Origin of the sequence: Streptomyces sp. NPDC087300, assembly GCF_044744425.1 — a bacterium.
Classification (GTDB): Bacteria; Actinomycetota; Actinomycetes; order Streptomycetales; family Streptomycetaceae; genus Streptomyces.
Window position 1 is genome coordinate 91,105 of sequence record NZ_JBIUYI010000009.1, and the last position, 24,230, is coordinate 115,334.

The following is a 24,230-nucleotide window of genomic DNA, read 5'->3' on the forward strand; positions in this document are numbered from 1 at the left end:
CGGTGGGAGGCATGGCAGGTCGGCGCGGACGGGACGGACGCGAGGAGCCGGACGGGCTCGGCGAGCTCGACGCGCGGCTCGTGGACTGCCGCGCCTGCCCCCGGCTCGTCGACTGGCGCGAGGAGGTCGCGCGTGCCAAGCGCGCGGCCTTCGCCGACCAGGAGTACTGGGGGCGGCCGGTGCCCGGCTTCGGCCCGCACGACGCGTCCCTCCTCGTCATCGGCCTCGCGCCCGCCGCGCACGGCGCCAACCGCACCGGGCGCATGTTCACCGGCGACCGCTCGGGAGACGTCCTGTACCGGGCGCTGTACGACGTGGGCCTCGCATCGCGCCCCACCGCCGAGAGCCTCGACGACGGCCTGACCCTGTACGGCACCCGCATCACCTCACCCGTGCACTGCGCGCCGCCCGCCAACAAGCCGACCCCGGAGGAGCGCGACACCTGCCGCTCCTGGCTGGTGGGCGAGCTGCGGCTGCTCGCGCCCCGGCTCAGGGCCGTGGTCGTGCTCGGCGCCTTCGGCTGGCAGGCCGCGCTGCCCGCGTTCGCCGAGGCGGGCTGGACGGTGCCGCGGCCCCGTCCTGCGTTCGGGCACGGCGCGCGGGTCACCCTGGACGGCGGCGCCGCACCCCTGGACCTCTTCGGCTGCTTCCACGTCAGCCAGCGCAACACGTTCACCGGCCGGCTCACCCCCGCGATGCTGCGGGACGTACTGCGCGACGCGGCCGCGGCGGCGGGCCCGCGACCGGACGGAGCAGCAGATCAGGCCCCGGGCGGCGACTCTTCCTAGCGTGGAGGCGTGGACTCCGAAGCCAAGCCTCCCGCGGCCCCGTCCGGCACCTCGGCCGCGGGGACCCCGCCCGCCCCACGGGCCGCGAAGGACCGGCCGCCCGGCGCGGCGTACCGCAATCTGATCGTCGCCACCATCGGCTTCACGCTGACCTTCTGGGCCTGGGACCTGATCGCGCCGCTCGGCAGCGACTTCAAGGACCGGCTCGGGCTCAGCTCCTTCCAGCAGTCGCTGCTCGTCGCCGTGCCCGTGATCGTCGGCTCGCTGGGCCGCGTCCCGGTCGGCGCGCTCACCGACCGCTACGGCGCCCGGCTGATGTTCCCGCTGATCTCGGCGCTCACCACCGTCCCGGTGCTGCTGATCATCCCGGCCAGAGGCAGCTACGGCGCGATGCTCGCCGTCGCCTTCCTGCTCGGCCTGGGCGGGACGACGTTCGCGATCGGCGTCCCGCTGGTCAACTCCTGGTTCCCGCCCGCCCACCGGGGCTTCGCCATCGGCGTCTTCGGGATGGGCATGGGCGGTGTGGCGCTCTCCGGATACTTCACGCCGCGCATCGCCGAGCATGGCGACAACCTGCCCTACGTCGTCGTGGCGATCGCCCTCGCCGCCTTCGCGGTGCTCGCCGTCTTCCTCATCAGCGACCGCCCCGACCGGCCCGTGCCCACCACGTCGCTGGGCAGCAGGCTCGGGCAGGCGGGGCGGCTGCGGGTCACCTGGGAGCTGTCCGCGCTGTACGCGATCGGCTTCGGCGGCATCGTCGCCTTCGGCGTGTACCTGCCCACCTACCTGAAGACCTGGTACGACCTGTCGCCCACCGACGCCGGGACCAAGGCGGCGGGATTCGCGCTGGTCACCGTCATCTTCCGGCCCATCGGCGGCTGGCTCTCCGACCGGATCCACCCGGCCACGGTCACCGCCTACTCGCTCGCGGTCGTCGCGCTCTTCGCCGTCGTCCAGGCCTTCGACCCGACACTGAACCCGGTGGGCACCCTCAGCTTCCTGGTGATGGCGGCGGGCCTCGGCACCGCGAGCGGCAGCGTCTTCGCGCTCGTCGCGCAGGTCACCCCGCAGCCGCAGGTCGGTTCGGTGACGGGCATCGTGGGCGCGGTGGGCGGGCTCGGCGGCTTCGTCCCGCCGCTGGTCATGGGTGCGATCTACAGTGCGAAGGACTCGTACTCGATCGGTTTCATGCTGCTCTCCGACCTGGCGCTGGCGGGCTGCGTGTACGCCTACGGGCGGATGCGAAACGCGAAGGCGGACTGACCCGGGGCCGCGTTAGGGTGCCGCGATGGGCCTCTATCCGGACATCGAACCCTACGACAGCGGCATGCTCGACGTCGGTGACGGCAACCGCGTGTACTGGGAGGTCTGCGGCAACCCGCACGGCAAGCCCGCGGTGGTGCTGCACGGCGGTCCGGGCTCGGGCTGCACTCCCTTCTTCCGCCGGTACTTCGACCCCGACGCCTACCGGATCGTCCTGCTCGACCAGCGCGGCGCGGGCCGGTCCACGCCGCACGCGAGCGACCCGGCGACCGACATGAGCGTCAACACGATGAAGCATCTGCTCGCCGACCTGGAGCTGCTCCGGCGTCATCTGGCCGTCGAGCGCTGGCTGGTGTGGGGCGTCTCCTTCGGGTCGGTCCTGGGGCTCCGGTACGCGCAGACGCATCCCGACCGCGTATCGGAACTGGTCTTCACGGGCATCGCCACGGGCAGCCGCGCCGAGGTGGACCTCCTGACGCGGGGGCTCGGCCGGATCTTCCCCGAGGCGTGGGAGGCGTTCCGGTCCGTGCTGCCGGAGGAGGAGCGGGACGGGGACCTCGCGGCGGCCTATCACCGCCTCCTCGAATCGCCGGACCCCGAGGTCCGCGCGCGGGCCGCGCGCGCCTGGACGGACTGGGAGACGGCCTGCGTACCGGCTCCGCCGAGGTCCGTGCCGCGCTACGAGGACGCGGCGTTCCGGGCCGGGTTCGCGCGTACGGTCACGCACTACTTCGCCCATGACCACTGGCTGGGCGGGGACGAGGTGATCCTGCGCGACGCGGGGTCCCTCCGGGGGATTCCGGGGGTGATGGTGCAGGGGAGCCTGGACTTCGGGAACCTCGTCGGCACGCCGTGGCGGCTGCGGGCGGCGTGGCCGGACAGTGAGTTGGTTCTTGTCGACCTTGCCGGGCACAACGCGGGGGCGACGGGGGTCGCCGGGGAGCTGGTGGCGGTTACTGATCGGTACCGGGTGGGCTGATGTCCTCCGGGGCTGGTGTTTGTCACCGGCTTCGCCGAGTTCGTCCTCAGGCGCCGGACGGGCTGGAATGCGGCTGGTCGGGCTGACGTTTCCCGGGGCTGGTGTTTGTCACCGGCTTCGCCGAGTTCGTCCTCAAGCGCCGGACGGGCTGAGTTGCATCCGGCCGGCCCGGAATGCCACCGGACGGGCCAGCCCCCCATCCACGCACGCGATAGCGACCTCCCCCCTCCCAACACCCCCGCCAAACCCCCGCCGAGGGAACGAACTTGAGGAGCCCGCCCACGCTCCGCTCCCGCCGCGCACGCGAACCCGCCGCCGTCGGAGTGATTTACGGGGTGAACTGCCGTCGACCCGGCGGGGGACGGGCCTTCGGGGTGGTGGGGGCGTCGCAGACTCCGGGGAACGCGCCGGGCCCGTCCGGTGTCGAGCCCTGGAGCCGCCCCGGTGTCCCAGCCGTCCTCCCGTCGCCTCCTCCTCCGCGGTCCCTCTCGCGGCGGCCCGGCACGTACTTCCCGCACTTCCCGCACGTCACGTCCGCCGGGGGTCTCCCGCCTCTCCCGGACCCTGCTTCTCGCCGCGCTGCTCCTCGGCACGGCGGCCACCGGCTGCGGGGAGGCCGCGGGTTCGGGGGAGGCGCCCGCACCCGCGCCCGCCGCTGCCGCCGCCGCGCCCGTCTTCTGGGTCGATCCGGCCAGCGCCGCGGCCCGGCAGGCCGCCACCTGGCGGCGGCAGGGGCGCACCGCGCAGGCCCGTCTCATCCAGCGCATCGCGGGGCGCCCGCAGGCCGTCTGGCTCAACACGGACGGCGCGCAATCCGTCGTCCGCTCGCAGGTCGGCGCGGCCGCCAGGGCGCGGCGCACCCCGGTCCTCGTCGCCTACTTCATCCCGCACCGCGACTGCGGCGCCTACTCGTCGGGCGGCGCCCGCGACGCCGCCCAGTACCGTCGGTGGATCGACGGAGTCGCCCGGGGGATCGGCAACCGGGGAGCGTACGTGATTGTCGAACCGGACGCCGTCCCGCACCTGGTGGCGGGGTGCCCCGGAGTGAACGCGCGCGAGCGCTACGACCTGCTCGCCCACGCGGTCCAGCGCCTCAAGCGCCAGCCGCACACGAAGGTGTACCTCGACGCGGGCAACGCCAGCTGGATCCCCGACCCGCGCCGGCTGGTCGCCCCGCTGCGCAGGGCGGGCATCGCGACGGCCGACGGCTTCGCGCTCAACGTGTCCAACTACCAGACCGACAAGGTGAGTTCGGACTACGGGCACCGGCTGGCCAGGGTGCTCGGCGGCGGCAAGCACTTCGTCGTCGACAGCAGCCGCAACGGCAACGGCCCGTTCCGGGGCGGCCTCGCCTGGTGCAATCCGCCGGGCCGCGCGCTCGGCACCCCGCCCACCGCACGCACCGGCGTCCCCGCGCTCGACGCCTATCTGTGGATCAAGCGGCCCGGCGAGTCCGACGGGACGTGCAGGGGCGGGCCGCGGGCCGGGCAGTGGTGGCCGCAGTACGCGCTGGGGCTCGCTAGCAGGGCCCGGGGTTAGGGCCACAGACCGGCGGCTAGGGGCGCCAGTCGTAGCGGATGTCCGGCTCGCGTTCCTCGTTGGCCGAGCCGTCCGTCCGCTCCGTCACCGCGAAGCCGTGGCGTTCGTAGAAGCGGTGTGCCGGGGTGTTGACCTGGAACGTACGGAGCCAGAGCCCGGCCGGGCGCTGCTCCTTGGCCAGGGCCACGAAGCGGTCGCCGATGCCTCGCCCCCGCCATGCGGGGGCGAGGTAGAGCTGACTCAGCTCGTCGTCCTCCAGCACCATCATGCCGACGGTCTCGCCCCCGGCCTCCGCGATCCAGGTACTGCCGCGCGGTACGACGACGTGCTCGAAGAACTCCCGTACCGCCGCCGCGGGGTGGGCCCTGCGCACGGTCGGCAGGGCGGCGTCGAAGGAGCGCAGATAGACCTCGGCGACGGCCGCGCCGTCGTCCTCGGTCGCCACGCGCAGGGTGACCGGCTCCGCGGCGGCGGCCGGCTCCGGGGCCGGGGACGGCTCGGGGACCACCGCGGTGGCGGTGATCTCCACCAGCTGGCCCGGGTAGCCGAGGCAGGCCGTGCCGAGCAGCGTGGACGTGTGCGGCCCGGCGTGCAGGTCGGTCCTGCGGACGACCTCCCACGCCTCGCTCAGCGGGCCGGGGTCGGTGCTGACCACGTAGACCGTGCTGGCCACGACCTGCGACAGGTCGCTGCCGACCGCGCGCAGCGCCTCGTCGAGATTGGCGATCACCTGCTCGGTCTGGCGGGCGACGTCGCCCTCGCCGATGAGCTTGCCCTCGGGGTCGAGCGGCACGGAACCCGCCATGAAGGCGAGGCGGGTGCCGGCTTCGACGACGGCAGCGTGGGCGTATCCGGGAGGCGGGAAGAGGGTCGGTACGACGGTCCGGTCGATGGTCATGTGCCGATCGTGGGGGGTGCCGGGCGGCGGGCGCACCTCAATTTCGTATAAGGGTCCAGGCGTGCAGGCGGGCAGGGGCAAGGGACTTGGCGCGTGGGGACGGCCGGGTCAGCGCACCGCCGCGGGTGAACTCCCGCCCGGTACGCGGAGGGTGGGCTCTCCCGAGCCGTCGGCGGGCGTCGACCAGATGTCCTGCTTGCGCCCGTCCTTGCCCGGCAGGGCGTACGCGAGGGTGCCGTCGTCCAGCCAGGCGGCCTGGTCGTCGACGCTGTGCCGCTCGGCCAGCGGGTGCTCCCGCATGGTCCGCAGGTCGAGGACGTACAGCCGCCACGGGTCCTGAGTCCCCTTGCGCACCCGCTTCTTGAAGGCGATGCGGGTGTTGTCGGGGGAGAGAGAGGGGCATTCGACGTTGGTGCGCAGCGCGGTCGCGGCCCACTTCTTCATGTCGCCGCGTACGAGGTAGGTCTTGCCCTTGGTGGAGACGGTCGCGTAGAAGCGGTTGTCGTCCTCGGCGAAGGTGACGCCCCAGTAGTTGACGTCGGGCGCGTGGTAGCGGCGGCCGTCGATGGTGAGGGGGATCTCCTCCATGTTCTTGATCAGGTAGCCGGTGCGGGTGTCGAGGATCGAGGTGCGGGTGGAGAAGGACGAGCCCGCGTAGGAGTCGCCGGTGGCGAACATCGTCCAGGACAGCATCCGGCCCGACGCCGAGACCCGCGCCCGGTTGGGGATGCCGGTGAGCGCGATGCGGCGCTTCTCGCGGAGGTGGCCGTCCAGGACGACCGCGTACGACCTGGGCGGGATCCCGGCGCGGCGCTGGAGACAGAGGCCGGTGCCCGCGGCGGCGTAGAAGCGCTCGCAGGTGGGGCCTCCGGTGGTGCGGGAGTCCGTGCGGGAGTCCTTGCGCGAGGTGGCCGCGGTGCGGGCGGTCCCGGTCCCGCGGGCCGCCTCGCCGGGTGCGGGCAGGCGGGCGACCCGGCCCGCGCCCGCCTCGGTGCTGCGGAAGTAGAGGTGGCCGCGGTCGAGGCCGAACTCCGACGCGGCGTCGGCCGCCGGGGCGCGGCCTGCCGCGTGCAGGGTGTACGCGACGCCGACGCCCGCGAGGACGGCGGCGGCCACCGCGACGGCGACGATCCGGGCGCGCAGCGACCGCGGTCCTGCGGAGGGGAGCGAGGTCATGTCTGCCTCTCGGTTCGGGGGAGCAGGACGGCCGCCCCGGCGAGCGCCGCGCCGAGCGCGACGCAGGCGCAGGTCAGCGCGGGCCCCACGCCCCACAGCGTCCACGCGGCGCCGAACCCGGCGGCCGCGACGAGCCGGGCGAGCGCCTGGCCCGTCTGGAGCACGGCCATGCCGCTGGCCCGGCGTTCGCGGGCCACGACGGGGGTGACCAGGGCCATCAGGACGCCGTCGGTCGCGGCGTAGAAGACGCCGAGCAGCAGCAGGACGCCGATGAGCAGGGGCCATCCTTCGGTGGGCGCGAGCAGCAGGACGTAGCCGCCGAGCAGCGCGGCGTGTCCGGCGAGGAACGGCACCCGGCGCCCTGTGCGGTCGGCGAGCCGTCCCGCGGGCACCGCGAGGAGCAGATAGACCGCGGCGGCGCCGAGCGGGAGCAGCGGGAACCACGAGACGGCGAAGTCGAGCCGCCGCTGGAGGAGGAGATAGAGGAACGCGTCGCCGATGGTGGCCGCGCCGAGCAGCGCGGCGGCACCGAGGATCCGCCGGAAGGCGGGGACGCGCAGCAGGTCGAGGGCCTTGCCGGGCGGCTCGGCCGGTGCCGCGGCGGGAGCCGTGGCCAGTGCCTCGGTGGAAGCGGTGGCCGCCGCCCCGGCGGGAGCCGTGCCCGGTGCCGCGAGGGGAGCCGTGCCCGGTGCCCCGGCGGGAGTCGTGGCCGGAGCCCCGTCGAACTGGTGCGGATGGTTCGGCACGAACGCCACCAGCATCAGTACGCCGAGCAGCCCGAAGCAGAAGCTGACCACGAACACCGCGTCGTACGCGTCCGCGGTCGCCCACAGCAGCGCGAACGCGGCGAGCGGCCCGAGCAGCGCGCCCGTGGTGTCCATCGCCCGGTGCACGCCGAAGGCGCGCCCCAGGGCGTCGGGCGGGCTGCTCAGTGAGATCAGCGCGTCGCGCGGCGCGGTCCGCACGCCCTTGCCGATGCGGTCGGCGGCGAGCGCCGCGCCGATGCCCGCCGTGGCGCCGCCCGCGAGCAGCAGGCCGAGCCGGGAGAGCGCGGAGAGGGCGTAGCCGCCGCCCGCCACGAGCTTGTGCCGGCCGCCGCGGTCCGCGGCGTAGCCGCCGGCCAGCCGCACCAGGGCGGTCACGCCGTTGTAGAGCCCGTCGAGGAAGCCGAACTGGAGGGGGGACAGGCCGAGTTGGAGGACGAAGTAGAGCGGCAGGACGGCGGTGACCATCTCGGACGAGATGTCGGTGACGAGGCTGACGGCGCCGAGGGCGAGGACGGGACCGGCGACGCGGCCGCGCCGCGCCCCCGTCCGTTCCTCCGGCGCCTCCTCGGCCCTGACGCCCGCTTCGGTGCCGTCGCCCTCGCCGCCCCGCGCGGTCTTGGCGACCGCGCCGGTGGAGGCCAGATACATGGGCTCGCCCTATTCGATCAGCGGCACTCGTAGGACGGGCTGGTGTCCTTCGTCGACCCGTCCGTGGCCACCAGGTTCCAGGAGAAGCCGGTGTCGGTGAAGTTCAGCTTGACGACGCCGAAGGTGTCGGTGATCCGCTTCTGGCTGTTGGGCTGCACCTCCTCGATGTCGTACGGGTTGGCGCCGCCCATGCCGCCGAGCAGCTCGACGATGCCCTTGGAGTCGGCCTTGCCGTCCGGGTTCTGCGGGGCGAACCGCTCGTAGTGGTGGTCGTGGCCGTTCAGGACCAGCTCGGCCTTGTTGTCGTAGAGCAGCTTCCACACCGGGCGGCTCACCGGGTCGTTGCCGTGCTCGCCCGAGGAGAACAGGGGGTGGTGCCAGTACGCCGCCACGCACTTCTTGGAGTTGGCGGCGAGGTCGTCCTTCAGCCAGTCGATCTGCTCGTCGTCGTCGAAGCTGTTGGAGTCGAGCGCGATGAAGTGCCAGTTGCCCTGGTCGTAGCTGTAGTAGCTCTTGCCGTCGGGGTAGGCCACGGACCCGAAGTAGGACTTGTAGCCCTTGAGCGAGCCGTCCGGGTCGTAGGTCTCGTGGTTGCCGGGGACGGGCTTGGTCTTGCTCTTGAAGGCGCCCCAGGACTTGTCGTAGTACTTCTGGAAGTCCTTCAGGCGTGCGTCGTCGTACTGGTTGTCGCCCATGGTCATCACGAACGACGGGTTGATCTGCTTGACCAGGGCCGCCGTCTTCGGGTGCTTGCAGCTGCTGCTGCTCGATGTGCACTGCTCGGCGATGTCACCGGCGGCGACCGCGGTGAAGGCGGCCCTCGGCGCGGCCTTCGGGCTGGCGTCGGCCTCTCCCGCGGGCGACCAGAGGAGCACTCCGCCGACCAGGGCGAGCGCACCGCCCGCCGCTACGGGGATGCCCCAACGGGCTTTTCGGGCACGGGGATTCGTGGTGCGGGGGGTGGGCGGCATGTCCGTCTCCTAGATCGGCTGGGGGGTGCCGGTGGGGGTGGTGCGGGGCCGTCCCGAGGCATCCTGGCGATGCGGCATGACCGCGTCAAGAAGGTGGGTCGATTATTGTTAGGAAACTTTCCTACCCGGGGTGCGCCCGGCGACCGGAAGGGGCCGCCCGAGTCTGGCCTAGGGTGGCGTGCGAAGAACGAGCAGAGGCTGAGCGGTAGCCGAACAGAGGTTGAACACGATGGCGGCGGACGGGACGGCGGAACCTGCGGCCGCCGAGGCGCTGGTGCGTGGCTGCGCTGCGGTTTTCCTGCCGGGGGAGGTGCCGAGGGAGGGGCGGGTCGCCTTCTGGGGGGAGGGGCTCGCCGCGGTGCGGGAGCGGCTCCCGGTCGTACGGGACGGGCTCCCTGTCGTACGAGATGGGCTCCCCGTCGTACGGGAAGAAGAGCTCACCGTCGTGCGCAAGCACGGCAAGGGTGCTCGGGCCCGCACCGTCCCCGCGCTGCTGCTGCCGGTGGCCGACGCCGTCCCGCTCCTGCTGCGCACCGCGCGCCCGCACCCCACCGGGGCCTGCTGGGCCGCCGCGGCCCGGCACGCGCTGCACCTGGCGGCGCGCGGTCGGCTGCTGCCCGGACTGGCCGCGGGGGACCTCGACGCGTGGCGGGCGGGGCCGCTGGACGAGTCGGACGTGACGTATCTGCGCGGGATCGCCGCCGCGCTGCCCGCCGAGGCGCACGCGGTGCCGCTGCCGGGGAGCGCGCCGCTGCTCGTACCGGAGCCGTTCGCGCTGGTCAGGGCCTTCGTCGACGCGGTCGTGGACGTCCTGCCGCGCACCCCCGCCGCGGCGTACGCGGTCGGCGCGCCCTTCGCGGCCCGTGCGCCCCAGCGGCTGCGGGGCCCGGCCGCGCACGCGTGGGCCGCGGAGGTCGCGGCCGGGGTGGACGCGGGGGTGCGGGTGTCGCTGCGGCTCGACCTGCGTACGCACGAGGTGTTCGACGGGGCGGATCCCGCGGGGAGTGCCGAATCCGGCGTCGAGGGGGAGCGGGTCCCGCGCTCGGCCGTGGCCAGCCCCGCGGCCGCCGTCGTGCAGGTGCACAGCCTCGCCGACCCGACGCTCGTCACGGACGCCGCGCTGCTCTGGTCGTCGGGCGCCGACCACTTCGGGCCCCGGGCCCGTGTCGACACGCTGCTCGCGATCCGCCGCGCGGCCCGCGTGTGGCCGCCGCTCGCCCGGCTCCTCGGCCGCCCGCGGCCAGACGTACTGCCCCTGGACGAGGAGGAGTTGAACGACCTCCTCGGCCCCGCGGCGACCCGGCTCGGCGCGGCGGGCGTCGCCGTGCACTGGCCCAAGGAGCTGACGCGCGGGCTGACCGCGACGGCCGTGGTCAGGCCCGCGCCCGGCACGGCCGCCGACAACTTCGACTTCTTCAAGACGGACGAACTCCTCGAATTCCGCTGGCAGTTGGCGCTCGGCGGCGAGACGCTGACCGAGGCGGAGATGGAGGAACTGGCCGAGTCCCACCGTCCCGTGGTGCGGCTGCGGGACCAGTGGGTGCTCGTCGACCCCGAGCTCGTCCGCAAGGCGCGCAAGCGGGACCTCGGCCTGCTCGACCCCCTGGACGCGCTGTCCGTCGCACTCACCGGCACGGCCGAGGTGGAGGGCCGTCCGGTGCCCGCGGTGCCGGTCGGCGCGCTGGCCGGACTGCGCGAGCGGCTGGCCGCCGAACCGGCGCAGATCGCGCCGCCGCCGGGCCTCACGGCGACGCTCCGCGACTACCAACTCCGGGGCCTGGCCTGGCTGGACCGCATGACGTCGCTCGGCCTCGGCGGGTGTCTCGCGGACGACATGGGCCTGGGCAAGACGGTCACGCTGATCGCCCTGCATCTGCACCGGGCGGCGGTGCGGGACGACCGGGCGGCGGTGCGGGGTGGCGGCGCGCCGACCCTCGTGGTCTGCCCGGCCTCGCTGCTCGGCAACTGGCAGCGCGAGATCGAACGCTTCGCGCCCGGCGTGCCGGTGCGCCGCTTCCACGGCACGGCCCGCACGCTGGCCGGCCTGACCGGCGGCTTCGTCCTCACGACGTACGGCACGATGCGCACCAGTGCCGCCGAACTGGCGGGCCACGCCTGGGGGTTGGTGGTCGCCGACGAGGCGCAGCACGTCAAGAACCCGCACGCGGCGACGGCGAAGGCGCTCCGCACGATCCCCGCCCAGGCCCGCGTGGCGCTCACCGGCACGCCCGTCGAGAACAACCTCTCCGAACTCTGGGCCCTGCTCGACTGGACGACGCCGGGCCTGCTCGGCTCCCTCAAGGCGTTCCGCGCCCGGTACGCGCGCCTGGCGGAGGGCGGCGAGTACGCCGAGAACGACGAGGCGATGACCCGCCTTTCCCGCCTGGTCAGGCCCTTCCTCCTGCGCCGCAAGAAGTCGGACCCCGGCATCGCCCCGGAGCTCCCGCCGAAGACGGAGACGGACCACCCGGTCACCCTCACCCGCGAACAGGCCTCGCTCTACGAGGCGGTGGTGCGCGAGACGCTCGCCCGCATCGAGGCGTCGGACGGCATGGCGCGGCGCGGCCTGGTGATGAAGCTCCTGATGGCGCTGAAGCAGATCTGCAACCACCCGGCGCAGTACCTGAAGGACGGCGGGGCGAGCCCCGACCGTTCGGGCAAGCTCGAACTCCTCGACGAACTCCTCGACACGATCCTCACCGAGTCGGAGAGCGCGGGCGCCGTCCTGATCTTCACGCAGTACGTGGAGATGGCGCGGCTCCTCGAAGCGCACCTCTCGTCCCGGGGCATCGGCACCCAACTCCTGCACGGCGGAACGCCGGTGGCGCGGCGCGAACAGATGGTGGACCGCTTCCAGTCGGGCGAGGTCCCGGTCTTCCTCCTTTCGCTGAAGGCGGCGGGCACGGGCCTGAACCTGACCCGGGCGGGCCATGTCATCCACTACGACCGCTGGTGGAACCCGGCGGTCGAGGAACAGGCCACCGACCGCGCCTACCGCATCGGCCAGACCCAGCCGGTCCAGGTGCACCGCCTGATCACGGAGGGCACGGTGGAGGACCGCATCGCCGAACTCCTCGCGGCGAAACAGGCGTTGGCGGACGCGGTGCTCGGCGAGGGCGGCGATGTGGCCCTCACCGAACTCTCGGACGCGGAACTGTCGGACCTGGTGGCACTGAGGAGGACGATGTGAACCGGCGAGACGGCACCCGCCGCGGCCACGGCCTCGGCTGGGCCAGCGGAATGAGCGAGACGAGCCGCATGGGCAGCGGCCGCGTCTTCCCCGCGCTGCCCGCGCACACCGACCCCGAGGCCCCGTTCGCCGCGACCTGGTGGGGCAACGCGTGGATCCGCGCCCTAGAGGAGACCGCCCTCGACCAGGCCCGCCTGGCCCGCGGCCGCACGTACGCCCGCGAGGGCTCGGTGGACACGATCACGGTGGCCCCCGGCCGCATCGTCGCGTACGTCCACGGCAGCCGCCCCCGCCCGTACCGCGCCGAACTCCGCCTGCGCACGCTCACCCCCGAGGACTGGGCCCGCTTCCTGGACGTGGTGGCCGCGGACCCCGCGCACATCGCGGCGCTCCTGGACAAGGACATGCCGCGTTCGCTGGCGGCGGCCGCGGAGCGGGCCGGGGTGCAACTCCTCCCCGCAGGCCGCGAGTTGGCCCCGTCCTGCAGCTGCCCCGACCGAGGAAACCCCTGCAAGCACGCGGCCGCCCTCACCTACCAGACGGCCCGTCTCCTGGACGCGGACCCGTTCGTACTCTTCCTGATGCGCGGCGGCGAGGAGGCGGACCTCCTCGACGAACTGGCCCACCGCAACGCGCAGGAGGCGGCGCGGGAGGCCCTGGCGGGCGGCGGCGACGTCCGGGCCCACCCCACGGGGAACCCCGGACAGTCCCCGACCGCCCCCACGCCCCTCGCCACGCCGTCCGAGCCGCCCCCACCGTCTGAGCCTGGGCAACGGGCCGAGCCCGAGCAGCCCTCAACTCCCGCCCTGCCCACCGAACCAGCTTCCCCTACCGAGCCCGCCTCCCCTACGGAACCCACCCCTCCCGACGCCCCCACCCCTCCCACGGGCCCGGCGCCACTCCCCGGCACCCTGGCCCGAGAAGCCCTGGCGTCGACGTACCGCCCTCCGCTCCCGCCCCCACCGGCACCCCCGTCCCACCCGGGCGAACCCCCTGTCCTCCCGGCGACTCCCGGGGCCCCGGACCCGATGGCGCTGGAGTTCCTGGTGACGGACACGGCGGCCCGTGCCCACGCGTACCTGCTGACGGGCGCGGACCCCTTCCCCTCGGCGATGGAACCCTGGCACGACGCGGTGCGCCTGGCGGCCTCCCACCCCGGCCTGACGGGCCGCCGCACCTTCAGCCGCCAGTTCACGGAACTGGCGACCTCGGTGGACCACACCCCCAAGGAACTGGCCCGAGCGGCGGCGGCCTGGCGCCAGGGAGCCGAGGACGGCCTGGCGACCCTGGAATCCCCCTGGGACCCCCCGGCGGGCCCCTTCGACCGGGCCCGCGGCGCCCTGGTCGCGGCGGACCTCCCGCGCATGACGATCCACCGCAACCACCTCACCAACGCCGAGGGCACCCTCCAACTCCGCTACGGCCAGGACGGCCGCTGGTACGCGTACCGCAGCGAGCCGGGCGGCGATGACTGGTGGCCGGAGGGGGCGGCGGACGTGGATCCGGTGGGGGCGTTGGCGGGAGTGATCGAGGAGTGGGAGGACTAGGGCCCTTCTGGCGGAGTCCTCAGGCGCGCAGATGCGTCAGCGCGCTGTCGGCCGTCGGATACACCCGCTCCTCCGGCAGCAACCGCCGCGCCTCCGTGAGGTCGTCGGCCCGTACGCGCGCGTGGATCTCGTGAGCCAGGTCCGTGACATCCGTGATCGAGACCGTCCACTCGTCGGCGTAGCGGCGGGACGCGTCGCCGGTCAGGCCGAGTTGGAGGGAGCGGTGGGGGAGCGGGGCGAGGTGGAGGTCGCGTTCCGGGTCCCATTGGACTCGGGAAGGGGCCTGCTTCAGGGCGCGCTTCCAGGACGCCTGGTCCGGATGGACGCCGCGGGCGTAGTGGGAGAGGCAGGCCCGGCTCAGGGCCCAGTCGAAGCCCTCCCGGGTGATCTCGACGGCGAGGACCGTCTGCTGGTCCTCCTTCGTCGCCCAGCCGCAGCGGTACATCATCCACAGGAAGGACGGCTTGATCCACGTCATGCGGTCCCGCTTCCAGGCGGCGGGGAAGCGGCCCGCGCGGGCTGCGGGGACGCCGAGTTCAGGGGCGTACGCCTGGTAGACCGTGATCGTCGATTCGGTGTGCCGGGCGCGGATCTGGTGGCTGGGAGTGCGGGTGTTCACGAGGTCAGCGTGCGGGGTCCTGCGGGGGGCACGCCACTGAATTGCGGGCCGGTCGCGTTACGGTGAAGGCCTTTGGATGGGGATGTGGCGGAGAAGGAGGCCTCGTGGACGCTGAGTTGACCGCTCTGGCGGCGGCCGGAGCGACGGCGCTCGTGCAGCAGATGGTGACCGACGGGTGGACGCGGGCGCGGGACGGGGTCGCGGCGCTCTTCTCCCGGGACGGGGGCAGCGGCGGCAGCGGTGACGTCGACGACGAGGTTCTGGTCGGGGAGCTCGAAGAGGCCCGTGCCGAGGTCGTGGCCGCGCGGGACAGCGGGGACGAGGAGATCGCGGACGACGTGCGCACGGAGTGGCGCTCGCGGCTCCGGCGCAGGCTCGCCGCCGATCCCGAGGCGGTCGTCGAACTCCGCGCTCTGCTCGCCGAGTTGGAAGAGGGGGAGGGTGGGGCCGCCGTGGGCGGTGTCACTTACAACAACAGCAATCACCTCAGTGGCGGGGAGTTCCACGGCACGGTGATCCAGGCCCAGAACATCGGTCGCACCGACTGAGGCGACCACTGGTACCGACGGGACAGTCACCCATGCACGCGATGACCGACGAAGCCTTCCTCGACCATGTCGCCGAGCGGCTCGCCGCGCTGACCGGGGTGCGTGCCGTCACCCTCGGCGGCTCGCGCGGGCAGGGCACGCACACCCCCGAGAGCGACTGGGACACGGCCGTGTACTACCGCGGGACCGCGTTCGACCCCGACGAGCTGCGCGCGGTCGGCTGGGAGGGCGAGGTGTTCGGGCTCGGGGAGTGGGGCGGCGGTGTCTTCAACGGCGGTGCGTGGCTCACCGTCGACGGCCGGAGCGTCGACGTGCACTACCGCGACCTCGACGTCGTCGAACGCGAGCTCGCCGAGGCCGAGGCGGGGCGCTTCCGCTGGGAGCCGCTGATGTTCCATCTCGCGGGAATCCCGAGCTACTTGCTCGTCGCCGAGCTCGGCGTCAACCGCGTACTGCACGGCGAACTGCCCCGACCGGACTACCCCGCCGCACTGCGCGCCGCCGCGCCCGGCGTCTGGCTCGGCAGGGCCCGGATGCGGCTCGCGTACGCCCGCGCCAACAACGCCCCGCGCGGCCACCGCACCGAGGTCGCGGGCGCCCTCGCCGTCGCCGCGGTGGAGGCGGGCCACGCGGTGCTCGCGGCGCGGGGCGAGTGGGTGACCAATGAGAAGAGGCTTCTGGAGAGGGGCGGGCTGCGCGGCGTGGACGACGTCCTCGCGGCGCTCGCGACGGCCGCGGGGGACGACGCCCCGCGTGCCCTCGCCGCCGCGCTCACCGAGGCGACCGAGCTGATCGAGGCGGCCGTGGCAGCGGCCACGGCGACGATCACGATCACGGCGACGACCACGGCCACGGCCGACGCGGATCACTGACCCGCCGCGCGCCCGGATCCGCTCACCGATCCGCCCCGCACCGGCAACCGCTCAGAAGTCCACCCGAGTCCGCTCATCCAGCCGCGCCACCGAATCCTGCGCGAACGCCTTCTCGTAGTCGCTGCGGATCTCCTCGATCTGTACGTCCCGCTTGCGCTCCTCGGTGGTCGGGTACAGGAGGATCAGCTCGTACGAGCGTTCGCGTTCGATCTTGCCGTTGGAGTCGCGCCACTGGCCGCGGCCGTCCTGGATGGTCAGGCCGTCGGGGAAGCCCGGCGTCACTTCCTTGTCGATGAAGGCCATGAACTGCTTGTCGGTGACGGCGGGGCCGCCGTCGGGGCGTTCGGTGCCGAAGAAGAGGCGGGTCTCGTGGAAGGGCTTGCCGCGGGTGGCCGTCGTGGTGGACGCGGCCGGGGACGACGGGGCCGATCCGTCGTCCAGCGAGGCGTACGCGGCGGGTGCGCCGACCGCGAGAACCGCCGTCACGGCGCCGGCCACGGCGAGGCGGGTGCGGGAGATGCGGGAGAGGGTGAGAGCCACGGGGCGGATCCCTTTCGGTGGGGGTGCGAGGCGGTCGACCCCCGCGCGTGCGGGGGTCGCAGACCCATAACGGCGGCAAACCGTAGCGGACACGGACAGCGCCTCCGCCCCGCTTCCGGTGGTTTGGCCTGATTCCCGCCCGGGGGATTCATGCCCGCTTCGTACGCCCGTTACGGTGCGCGGGGTCCGTCACGGTGCGCCGCGTCCGGCGCAGTGCGGTGCGTCCGTCACGCGGCGCGGTCCGGCTCCCCGCCCAGCCGGTACGACGTGAGGTCCCGCCACCCCGCCCCCGGCCCGTCCGTCACGATCAGCCGGACCGTGTCCACCTGGCTGACGAGCGGCAGGCGCGGGGCGAGTTCCTGTTCCAGGGCGTCGTACGCCGCCTCGTACGTGTCCGGGCCCTCGTGGTTCGCGAGGGTCAGGTGCGGGGCCAGGGGCGGGGTGAAGATGCCCCGGTAGGGGACCGCTTCCGGCCAGCGTGCGGTGAGGGACGCGGTGAGGGCGCGGACGGGTTCGGCGGGGTCGGGCGGGAGGTAGAGCACGCCCGGGTAGCGGCGGAACTCCAGGAACTTGAGCGTGAAGGGGGCGTGCCCGGCGAAGAGGGAGGCCAGGGCGCGGTCCGTCGACGGGGTCAGGCGCGAGGCGTTGAGGAACGGATAGAGCACGGTCACATGGGCCGGGAACTCCGCTCTCATCAGCGGGTTCGCCTCGGGGATCCGGAGGGTGAGGGCGGTGTCGCCGGGGCGGTCGGGCCAGCCGTCGTCCATCGGTTCCTTCGGTTCCTTCCACGGGGCTCGCAGGGCCCGCCATCGTGCCATGCCCCCCCCGGGCACGCTCCGACCCCACCCGTGGCCGTAAGCCGCCGTCTTCCCTCGCGTCACTCGACTCCCTTACCTTGCGGGGGACTTGGTCCGGTGAGCGAGGGGTGGTCGGTGTGATGGTGCGGCGCAGAGGTGTGGGCGGGCTGATGGCGGGGGCCCTGATGTGCTGGGTCGCCCTCGGCGGCGCGGCGTCGGCGTCCCCCGGCGCCGCGGCGGACTCCGCGGCCGACGATCCCGCGCCTGGCTCCGCGTACTCCGCCACCACCGGCGTCGGCGTGCACAACGCGTACGAGAAGGCGAAGTACCCGTACTTCGCCGACGCGCTCGACTCGGGCGCGGGGATGCTCGAACTCGACGTGTGGACCAATGTGTTCGGCAGCGGCTGGCGCGTCTCGCACAGCAATCCGCTCGGCAACGACAACAACTGCGAGAACGCCCAGAGCCCCGCGGAGCTCCGCACCAAGCCGCGCAACCAGAGCCTCGCCGGGTGCCTCCAGGACATGCGCAGCTGGCACGACGCCCATCCCGGGCACCGGCCCATCCTCCTCAAGGTCGAGATGAAGGACGGGTTCCAGGCGCGCAACGGACGCGGGCCTGCCGAGCTCGACGCGCTCCTGAAGAGCGAGCTCGGCGACGCCGTCTACCGGCCCGGACAGCTGGCCGAGGGGCACGCCACCCTCGACGACGCCGTACGGGCCAAGGGCTGGCCGGGCCGCGCCGAGCTCGCCGGGAAGTTCGTCGTCGAGCTGATCCCCGGCACCGTCGAGCAGGGCAACCCCCTCGACACCCTGTGGACCGACCGCGAGTACGCCACCCATCTGCGCGACCTCGCGGGCAAGGGGCGGCTCGGCGACGCCGCCGCCTTCCCCGCCGTGCTCGGCGCCGAGGCGGGCGATCCGCGCGGGCGGTACGCGGACGCCACGATCCGGCCGTGGTTCGTGCTGTTCGACGGGGACGCGTCGGCGTACGCGGGCGGCGGCATCGACACCCGGTGGTACGCGGACCGGCGCTATCTCGTCGTCATGACCGACGCCCACAAGGTGGCCCCCGCCATCGACGGCACGAGTCCGACGGAGGCGCAGGCCAGGGAGCGGGTCGCCCTGCTCGCCGGGCGGCACGCCAGCATCGTGTCGGCCGACTGGACACCGCTGCCGGGCGTGCTGTCGATGGTGCTGCCCAGGGGGTGACGTAGGCGCCCGCCCGGCCAGGAGCGCTCAGGCCGGGACCGCGCAGGGCTCCCGGCCAGGACCGCGCAGGGCTCCCGGCCAGGACCCGCTCAGGGCTGGATCCGCGCCCACACCGGCGCGTGGTCCGAGCCCGCCGCGTCCCTGCGCACCGCGGGATCCTCGTCCGCGACCGAAGGCAGCGCCGCCGACGAAGCGCCCGTCGCGCCCGTGCCCGCCGAGCGGACGTGGTCGAGCAGGCCGCGGCTCATCAGGATGTGGTCGATGAGTTCGCGGCGGCCCGCGTGGATGCGCGAGAAGCGCTGCTCGGCGGGGATCAGCGGGGCCACGTTCCACAGCCGCGCCGCGTCGCCCTTGTCGGGGTGGTCGTAGCCGGGCGTGCCGATCTCGGAGCCGGGCGGGCCGAGCAGCAGCTGGGTCGTCGCGGCGCCCACCTCGTCGTTGAGGTCGCCGAACACGGCCACGTCGTGCTCGCGGCCGTCGCCCTTCAGCAGTTCGTCGGCGAGGGCGCGCACCACGGTCGCCTCGGCCGTGCGCCGGTTCAGGGCGTACGCCCCGTACCGCGCGCGCTCGCCCTCGTCGTGCGGCTGGAAACGGCCGCCGGGGTAGGAGAGCAGCTTCGACTTGAGGTGGCAGACCACCGCGTCGAAGAAGAACGCCCGCGTCGACACCGTCACCGCGAGCACCCCGCGGCCCGCCCGCGCCACCGTCCTGCCCGAGTCGTCGCTCTGCACGGGCAGCAGCCGGTCGGGGAAGGCGGCCCGGTCGGCGACGACGAAGACCGGCAGGCTGGTGAGGAAGCCGACCCGGATGCCCCGGTCGTCCGGGTGCTCCGAGAGCGTGACGTGCCAGCTGCCCTCCAGGAGCGCGGCCAGATCGTCGAGGGCGGCCGGATCGCCGACCTCCTGCACGGCGAGCACCTGCGGCTGCAACGCGGTGATCGTCGCCGCGAGCGAGGCCAGCTTCGTCTCGTACGCCGTCTTGTCCTTGGGGCCGAAGGGGCCGCCGGGACGGTAGAGGTTCTCCAGGTTCCAGGTGCCGATGATCATGGCCGACTCCTTGCCGTGCGCTGCCTGAACTCAGCGTGCCCGCGAATCCGCCCGTGCGACAGAGTGGCCGGGCGCGCACTCCCGCTACCTTGAAGAGATGACGCCGCCTCCCGCACAAGGCCCCGCGGAACTGGTCTCCCAGGGCCCCTTCGACCTCGTCGTCACGGGCTGCGACGCGGTCCTGACGCACGACTCCGAGGGAGAGGTCTCCTTCGTCGAGGACGCCTCGGTCCTCGTACGCGACGGAGTGGTCGTCGCCGTCACGGACGCGGCCCGGACGGCGGCTCTCGAAGCGGCCGGTCTCGCAGCGCGCGAACGCGTCGAAGGACGCGGCACCGTCGCGCTCCCCGGCCTCGTCAACTGCCATACGCACACGCCGATGGTGGCCCTGCGCGGCATCGCGGAGGACCTGCCGGCCGAGGAGTGGTTCAACGACTGGATCTGGCCCATCGAGTCACAGCTGACCGAGCGCGTGGTCGAACTCGGCGCGCGCCTCGCCTGCGCCGAGATGATCCGCGGCGGCGTCACCACCTTCGCCGACCACTACTTCGCGATGGACACCGTGGCCGCCGTCACCGAGGAGACCGGGCTGCGGGCCGTGCTCGGCCAGGCGTACTTCAGCTCGCAGGGGGCCGAGGGGCGGGCCGCCTCGCTCGACTTCGCGCTGCGGCAGCGGGGCGCGGCGGGCGGCCGCATCACCACCTGCCTCGCCCCGCACGCCCCCTACACCGTCGACCCCGACGACCTCGCCGCGACCGCCGAACTCGCCCGGGAACACGGCTTGTTGGTGCACATCCACGCCGCCGAGAACCGCGCGCAGACCGACAACAGCCTGGCCAGACACGGCCGCACGCCCCTGGAGATCCTGGCCCGCGCCGGGCTCATGGACGGCGAGCTGCTCATCGCGCACGCCACCGGACTCGACCCGGCGCGCGACCTGCCCGTGCTGCGCGGCGCCACCGGACGCGTCGCCGTGGCCTGCGCGCCGCGCGGCTATCTGAAGTTCGGCTGGGACACCACGCCCGTGCGGGCCCTGCGTGACGCGGGCATCCCGGTGGGCCTCGCCACCGACGGCGCGGCGTCCAACAACACCCTGGACGTATGGGAGTCGATGACGCTCACCGCGCTCGTCCAGAAGTACGTGACGCGGGACCCGTCCTGGCTCACCGCCCGGCAGGCCCTGCACCACGCCACCGTGCAGAGCGCGCGGGCCGTCGGACTCGGCGAGCGGATCGGGAGCATCGCACCCGGCCGCCGCGCCGACCTCGTCCTCGTGGACCTGACGGGCCCGCACACCCAGCCCGTGCACGATCTCGCCGCCACCCTCGTGCACAGCGCCCGCTCCGCCGACGTCCGCACCACGATCGTCGAGGGCCGGGTCCTGATGCGCGACCGCCGACTCCTGACCGTGGACGTGCCCTCCGCCGTAAGCGAGTTGGCGGAGCTGCTGCCCGCACTCGTCGACCGGAGCCACGGCAGGCGCATCCAGGAGTACGAGGCGTGAGGCTCCCCGCTGCCCACGCCGTACCGCATTGCGTCCTCTGACCTGCGACGGAAGGAATCCCTCAACTTTTTCCGGAAATTCCCGCCAGGAACCGATGAGTTCCGCGCACCCCCTCGGTCCACCCCTCTGGAGACGTACGCGCCCGAAGGGTGGAGGAGACACACCATGGGACTTCCGGAGATCGTCACGCGCGAGCAGTGGGCAGCCGCGCGCGAGGACCTGCTCGCCAAGGAGAAGGCCGCCACCCGCGCGCGCGACGCGCTCAACGCCGAGCGGCGCGGCCTGCCGATGGTCGAGGTCGACAAGGAGTACTACTTCGACGGCGCCGACGGAAAGGCGACCCTGCTCGACCTGTTCGACGGACGCGACCAACTCATCGTCTACCACTTCATGTTCGCCCCCGAATGGGACGCGGGCTGCCGCAGCTGTTCCGCGTTCCTCGACCAGATCGGGCACCTCGGCCATCTGCGGGCCCGGGGCACGAACTTCGTCGCGGTGTCCCGCGCGCCCTTCACCAAGCTGTTGTCCTTCAAGGCCCGGATGGGCTGGACCGTGCCCTGGTACTCGACCAACGGCGGCGACTTCAACCACGACTTCCAGGCGTCCTTCCCCGAGGAGCCCCACGACGTGCCGGGCATCAACTGCTTCCTGCGCGACGGCGACTGGATCTACCACACGTACGGGACGTTCGCCCGCGGCCTGGACGGACTCGGCTCCACCACCAGCCTGCTCGACCTCACCGCGCTCGGCCGGCAGGAGGAGTGGGAGCGGCCCGCGGGGCGGGCCTCCGCGCTCGGGGTGCCCGCGGGCAGCGCGCGGGTGCGCTACCACGACGAGTACGACGACTGATCCCCTCCCCGCACGATCCGCACCCCGCACGATCCGCATCCCGCACGATCCGCTCCCCGCACGCCCGCGAGGCCCCGGGAGAACCCTGGGTTTTGCCTCAACTCCGTGTCGGTTCGGTCACGTTGCGAGCCCTGAGGGGTATCTCGCGCGTTCTCATCAGTACGAGCTCGCAGGGCGGCGCCCGATCGGCGCGTCAGGACGGCTCGGTAGGACCGAACCGAATCGCACGGGGGAGCAGGATCATGATGAACGGACGAGTGGTGCTGGAACGGTTTCCCGCGGGCGGACCGCGTGGATCGTGGCCCGCTGAGGAGTTCGCGCGGGCCCGCCGTCAGGAGGGGCAGCGCGCCGAGGTCGTCATGGACCTCGCCACCGACGCCTTCCTGGTGATCGTGCGCGAGCCCGAGGACGCCCCCGTGGCGGCCTGAGGGTCCCGGGTGGGTCAGCGGGCCAGGAACTGGTCCGCCTGGAGCGCGTACAGCTCCGCGTAGACGCCACCCGTCGCGAGCAGTTCCTCGGGGGTGCCGGACTCCACCAGGCGCCCCCCGTCGAGGACATGGACCAGATCGGCGTGGCGCACGGACGCCAGGCGGTGCGTGATGAGGATGACCGTCTGCCCGGTCCCGGCCAGCGCCCTGATCTTCTCGAAGACCTCCAGCTCGGCCCGCGCGTCGAGCGCCGCGGTCGGCTCGTCGACGATCAGTATCCGGCCCCGCCGGTACGCGGCCCGCGCGATGCCGAGCCGCTGCCACTGACCGCCCGACAGTTCGTGGCCGCCGGTGAACGCCTTCGCGAGCAGCGTGTCCAGGCCGTGCGGCAGATCGTCCACCACGCCCTGCGCCCCGGCCTGCGCCACCGACGTGCGCAACCGGTCGTCGGTGCGGGCCGCAGAGGCGCGGCCGATCGCGATGTTCACGCGCGCGGTGAACGGCCACCGCTTGAAGTCCTGCGCGACCATCGCGACCCGCTCGGCGAGCTGCGCGCGGTCGGCATCCGCGGCGTCCACGCCGTCCCACAGGATCCGCCCGCGGTCCGGCGCGTACAGGCCCGCGAGCAGCTTGACCAGGGTCGTCTTGCCGGAGCCGTTCTCGCCCACCAGCGCGACGATCTTCCCGGTGGGCACGGTGAGCGACACCTCGCTGAGCGCCGCCCTGCCCGCCGAGCCCGGATAGCGGAAGGTGACGCCGTCGAAGCGGATCTCGCGCGGCTCGCGCGGCAGTTCCGTGCCGCCGACGGGTATCGCGCGGCGCGCCGCCTCCACGCAGAGCCGGTCCAGGTCGCCGACGAACAGGGCGTCCTCGTGCAGGGCGTTGATCTCCAGGACCAGGCTGTCCAGGCTGGCGGCGCCGGTGCGGATGGCGATGACGGCGGTGCCCGCCACGGACAGTGCCATCGCCCCGGAGAGCAGCAGCCCGCCGAGCGTCGCGTACGTCGCCGCGGTCGCCAGGCCCGTCCAGGCCGCCGCCGTCAGTCCGGTGCGGGCGGCGAGCCGGGCGAGCCGCGCCTGTTCCTCCTCGGCCGCCTCCGACATGGACCGGAAGTGCCGCAGCAGGAAGGGGCCCACGCCGTGCACGCGGATCTCGGGCGCCGCGGCGGTCTCGGTGAGCAGACCGCTGATCAGCCGGCCCGCGCGGGCGTGCTGCACCCAGGCGTGGAAGGAGCGGTAACGACGCCGCGCGATGGTCAGCGCGCTCCACGCGCTGGGCAGCGTCATCGTCACCAGGAGCGGTAACAGCACCGGATGCAGGACCGTGAGCACGCTCGCCGCGGCGATCAGCGAGATCATCGCGTTCACCACCCGGGTCGCGATGGAGATCATGCGACGGGCGGACGCGGCCCCGTACTGCGCGGTGTCCAGGAGCTTGTGGAACGCGTCGTCCTCGATCGCGGAGAGCTCCACGCCCGCCGCCCGCTCCAGGTACTGCTCGGTGGCGACCCGTTCGACCTTCGGCTCCAGGCGGCCCGTCGCGTACGTGGAGGCGGCGCGCAGCAGCGCCGAGGCGAACAGGACGCACGCCATGGTGATCAGCGCGGGTGCCGCGCCGCGCAGCCGGTCCTCGACCGGCGCGTCGGTCATCAGACGGGCGAGCACGCTGTTCACCGCGAACAGGCTGACCGCCTGGGCGAGGCCGCGGGCCAGCTCCGCGGCGAGCACGATGCGGGCGGCCTGCCGGTCGGCCCGCCAGGCGAGCCGGAAGCTCGCACGGAGCAGCGCGGGCAGCCGGGCCAGCATGGCGCGGAACCCCAGTTGCAGGAAGGCGTCCTCGTGCTGCGACCACCCGGTGTCGTAGCGCAGCGGGCCGCCGAAGAGGAGCGTCTCGGACTCGGAGGTGCCCGGCGGACGGGGTGTGCCGTTCGCCGTGGGGGCGTCGTCGTTCGCTGATTCGGCCAATCTGATCTCCGTCTCGGAACGGGGAACGGCCACTATCGCGGCGGCCGTCGGGCGCGGGCAGGGCGCGTGCGCACAGCGCCACGGCG

General features: G+C 73.5%; 21 protein-coding genes and 1 pseudogene. 12 read left to right on the forward strand and 10 right to left on the reverse strand.

Annotated features, from left to right (window positions below):
- Positions 1-11: 11 nt before the first annotated feature.
- The 4 genes from ACIO9J_RS33465 (at position 12) to ACIO9J_RS33480 (ending at position 4,569) form a co-directional block, all read left to right on the forward strand.
- Positions 12-788 (forward strand): uracil-DNA glycosylase, encoded by a 777-nt coding sequence (locus ACIO9J_RS33465; RefSeq protein WP_402007863.1) that lies wholly within the window; start codon positions 12-14, stop codon positions 786-788.
- Positions 789-908: 120 nt separating this feature from the next.
- The gene (locus ACIO9J_RS33470; RefSeq protein WP_402008336.1) at positions 909-2,051 is read left to right on the forward strand and encodes an MFS transporter; all 1,143 of its coding nucleotides are present in this window, start codon (positions 909-911) and stop codon (positions 2,049-2,051) included.
- Positions 2,052-2,076: 25 nt separating this feature from the next.
- A complete protein-coding gene (gene pip, locus ACIO9J_RS33475) occupies positions 2,077-3,030 on the forward strand; it encodes a prolyl aminopeptidase (protein ID WP_402007865.1) in 954 nt (317 codons plus the stop codon).
- A 564-nt stretch (positions 3,031-3,594) separates the two neighbouring features.
- Positions 3,595-4,569: a glycoside hydrolase family 6 protein gene (locus ACIO9J_RS33480; protein ID WP_402008338.1), complete on the forward strand. Its 975-nt coding sequence runs from the start codon at positions 3,595-3,597 to the stop codon at positions 4,567-4,569.
- A gap of 16 nt (positions 4,570-4,585) precedes the next feature.
- On the opposite strand, the gene ACIO9J_RS33485 is transcribed toward ACIO9J_RS33480, so the two are convergent.
- From ACIO9J_RS33485 to ACIO9J_RS33505, 5 genes and pseudogenes are all read right to left on the reverse strand, one after another.
- On the reverse strand, positions 4,586-5,077 hold the full coding sequence (locus tag ACIO9J_RS33485) for a GNAT family N-acetyltransferase (protein WP_402008340.1): 492 nt from the start codon (positions 5,075-5,077) through the stop codon (positions 4,586-4,588).
- 54 nt (positions 5,078-5,131) lie between these two features.
- A pseudogene (locus tag ACIO9J_RS33490) lies at positions 5,132-5,467 on the reverse strand (RidA family protein); the annotation flags it as partial.
- A gap of 108 nt (positions 5,468-5,575) precedes the next feature.
- On the reverse strand, positions 5,576-6,643 hold the full coding sequence (locus ACIO9J_RS33495) for a hypothetical protein (protein ID WP_402007867.1): 1,068 nt from the start codon (positions 6,641-6,643) through the stop codon (positions 5,576-5,578).
- Positions 6,640-8,058 carry an MFS transporter gene (locus ACIO9J_RS33500; RefSeq protein WP_402007869.1) on the reverse strand — a complete coding sequence of 473 codons (1,419 nt, stop codon included), beginning with the start codon at positions 8,056-8,058 and terminating at the stop codon, positions 6,640-6,642. Before ACIO9J_RS33500 ends, ACIO9J_RS33495 begins: the two co-directional genes overlap by 4 nt.
- Positions 8,059-8,075: 17 nt before the next feature.
- Positions 8,076-9,029 carry a metallophosphoesterase family protein gene (locus ACIO9J_RS33505; protein ID WP_402007871.1) on the reverse strand — a complete coding sequence of 318 codons (954 nt, stop codon included), beginning with the start codon at positions 9,027-9,029 and terminating at the stop codon, positions 8,076-8,078.
- 229 nt (positions 9,030-9,258) lie between these two features.
- Here ACIO9J_RS33505 and ACIO9J_RS33510 point away from each other — a divergent pair, with 229 nt between their 5' ends.
- The gene (locus tag ACIO9J_RS33510) at positions 9,259-12,219 is read left to right on the forward strand and encodes a DEAD/DEAH box helicase (RefSeq protein WP_402007873.1); all 2,961 of its coding nucleotides are present in this window, start codon (positions 9,259-9,261) and stop codon (positions 12,217-12,219) included.
- A complete protein-coding gene (locus ACIO9J_RS33515) occupies positions 12,216-13,766 on the forward strand; it encodes an SWIM zinc finger family protein (RefSeq protein ID WP_402007875.1) in 1,551 nt (516 codons plus the stop codon). Before ACIO9J_RS33510 ends, ACIO9J_RS33515 begins: the two co-directional genes overlap by 4 nt.
- 19 nt (positions 13,767-13,785) lie before the next feature.
- Here ACIO9J_RS33515 and ACIO9J_RS33520 read toward each other — a convergent pair whose 3' ends face one another.
- Positions 13,786-14,385, reverse strand: a complete 600-nt coding sequence (locus ACIO9J_RS33520) for a DUF4291 domain-containing protein (RefSeq protein WP_402007877.1) — start codon at positions 14,383-14,385, stop codon at positions 13,786-13,788.
- 104 nt (positions 14,386-14,489) lie between these two features.
- Here ACIO9J_RS33520 and ACIO9J_RS33525 point away from each other — a divergent pair, with 104 nt between their 5' ends.
- Positions 14,490-14,933, forward strand: a complete 444-nt coding sequence (locus ACIO9J_RS33525) for a hypothetical protein (RefSeq protein ID WP_402007879.1) — start codon at positions 14,490-14,492, stop codon at positions 14,931-14,933.
- Positions 14,934-14,965: 32 nt separating this feature from the next.
- Positions 14,966-15,805, forward strand: coding sequence for a nucleotidyltransferase domain-containing protein (locus tag ACIO9J_RS33530; protein WP_402007881.1), 840 nt, complete (start codon positions 14,966-14,968; stop codon positions 15,803-15,805).
- Positions 15,806-15,856: 51 nt separating this feature from the next.
- Here ACIO9J_RS33530 and ACIO9J_RS33535 read toward each other — a convergent pair whose 3' ends face one another.
- Positions 15,857-16,345, reverse strand: a complete 489-nt coding sequence (locus ACIO9J_RS33535; RefSeq protein WP_402007883.1) for a DUF3574 domain-containing protein — start codon at positions 16,343-16,345, stop codon at positions 15,857-15,859.
- Positions 16,346-16,572: 227 nt separating this feature from the next.
- Positions 16,573-17,112, reverse strand: a complete 540-nt coding sequence (locus ACIO9J_RS33540) for a 2'-5' RNA ligase family protein (protein WP_402007885.1) — start codon at positions 17,110-17,112, stop codon at positions 16,573-16,575.
- A gap of 200 nt (positions 17,113-17,312) precedes the next feature.
- On the opposite strand from ACIO9J_RS33540, the gene ACIO9J_RS33545 reads away from it, so the two are divergent.
- Entirely contained in the window at positions 17,313-18,353 is a 1,041-nt protein-coding gene (locus tag ACIO9J_RS33545; protein WP_402007887.1) for a phosphatidylinositol-specific phospholipase C domain-containing protein, read from the forward strand.
- An 89-nt stretch (positions 18,354-18,442) separates the two neighbouring features.
- On the opposite strand, the gene ACIO9J_RS33550 is transcribed toward ACIO9J_RS33545, so the two are convergent.
- Positions 18,443-19,399 carry an endonuclease/exonuclease/phosphatase family protein gene (locus tag ACIO9J_RS33550; protein ID WP_402007889.1) on the reverse strand — a complete coding sequence of 319 codons (957 nt, stop codon included), beginning with the start codon at positions 19,397-19,399 and terminating at the stop codon, positions 18,443-18,445.
- A gap of 97 nt (positions 19,400-19,496) precedes the next feature.
- On the opposite strand from ACIO9J_RS33550, the gene ACIO9J_RS33555 reads away from it, so the two are divergent.
- The 3 genes from ACIO9J_RS33555 (at position 19,497) to ACIO9J_RS33565 (ending at position 22,180) form a co-directional block, all read left to right on the forward strand.
- Positions 19,497-20,903 (forward strand): amidohydrolase, encoded by a 1,407-nt coding sequence (locus ACIO9J_RS33555; RefSeq protein ID WP_402007891.1) that lies wholly within the window; start codon positions 19,497-19,499, stop codon positions 20,901-20,903.
- Between the two features lie 165 nt (positions 20,904-21,068).
- On the forward strand, positions 21,069-21,752 hold the full coding sequence (locus ACIO9J_RS33560) for a DUF899 domain-containing protein (protein ID WP_402007893.1): 684 nt from the start codon (positions 21,069-21,071) through the stop codon (positions 21,750-21,752).
- Between the two features lie 245 nt (positions 21,753-21,997).
- On the forward strand, positions 21,998-22,180 hold the full coding sequence (locus ACIO9J_RS33565; RefSeq protein ID WP_402008342.1) for a hypothetical protein: 183 nt from the start codon (positions 21,998-22,000) through the stop codon (positions 22,178-22,180).
- Between the two features lie 14 nt (positions 22,181-22,194).
- On the opposite strand, the gene ACIO9J_RS33570 is transcribed toward ACIO9J_RS33565, so the two are convergent.
- Complete coding sequence (locus tag ACIO9J_RS33570) at positions 22,195-24,144, reverse strand: ABC transporter ATP-binding protein (RefSeq protein WP_402007895.1); 1,950 nt, start codon at positions 24,142-24,144, stop codon at positions 22,195-22,197.
- Positions 24,145-24,230 lie beyond the last annotated feature (86 nt).

Coding starts and splice junctions, on each gene's coding strand:
- ACIO9J_RS33505 (WP_402007871.1), bottom strand. CDS start 9,029: ATGCCGCCCACCCCCCGCACCACGAATCCCCGTGCCCGAAAAGCCCGT.
- ACIO9J_RS33495 (WP_402007867.1), bottom strand. CDS start 6,643: ATGACCTCGCTCCCCTCCGCAGGACCGCGGTCGCTGCGCGCCCGGATC.
- ACIO9J_RS33565 (WP_402008342.1), top strand. CDS start 21,998: ATGAACGGACGAGTGGTGCTGGAACGGTTTCCCGCGGGCGGACCGCGT.
- ACIO9J_RS33540 (WP_402007885.1), bottom strand. CDS start 17,112: ATGGACGACGGCTGGCCCGACCGCCCCGGCGACACCGCCCTCACCCTC.
- ACIO9J_RS33465 (WP_402007863.1), top strand. CDS start 12: ATGGCAGGTCGGCGCGGACGGGACGGACGCGAGGAGCCGGACGGGCTC.
- ACIO9J_RS33500 (WP_402007869.1), bottom strand. CDS start 8,058: ATGTATCTGGCCTCCACCGGCGCGGTCGCCAAGACCGCGCGGGGCGGC.
- ACIO9J_RS33560 (WP_402007893.1), top strand. CDS start 21,069: ATGGGACTTCCGGAGATCGTCACGCGCGAGCAGTGGGCAGCCGCGCGC.
- ACIO9J_RS33555 (WP_402007891.1), top strand. CDS start 19,497: ATGACGCCGCCTCCCGCACAAGGCCCCGCGGAACTGGTCTCCCAGGGC.
- ACIO9J_RS33530 (WP_402007881.1), top strand. CDS start 14,966: ATGCACGCGATGACCGACGAAGCCTTCCTCGACCATGTCGCCGAGCGG.
- ACIO9J_RS33510 (WP_402007873.1), top strand. CDS start 9,259: ATGGCGGCGGACGGGACGGCGGAACCTGCGGCCGCCGAGGCGCTGGTG.
- ACIO9J_RS33550 (WP_402007889.1), bottom strand. CDS start 19,399: ATGATCATCGGCACCTGGAACCTGGAGAACCTCTACCGTCCCGGCGGC.
- pip (WP_402007865.1), top strand. CDS start 2,077: ATGGGCCTCTATCCGGACATCGAACCCTACGACAGCGGCATGCTCGAC.
- ACIO9J_RS33545 (WP_402007887.1), top strand. CDS start 17,313: ATGGCGGGGGCCCTGATGTGCTGGGTCGCCCTCGGCGGCGCGGCGTCG.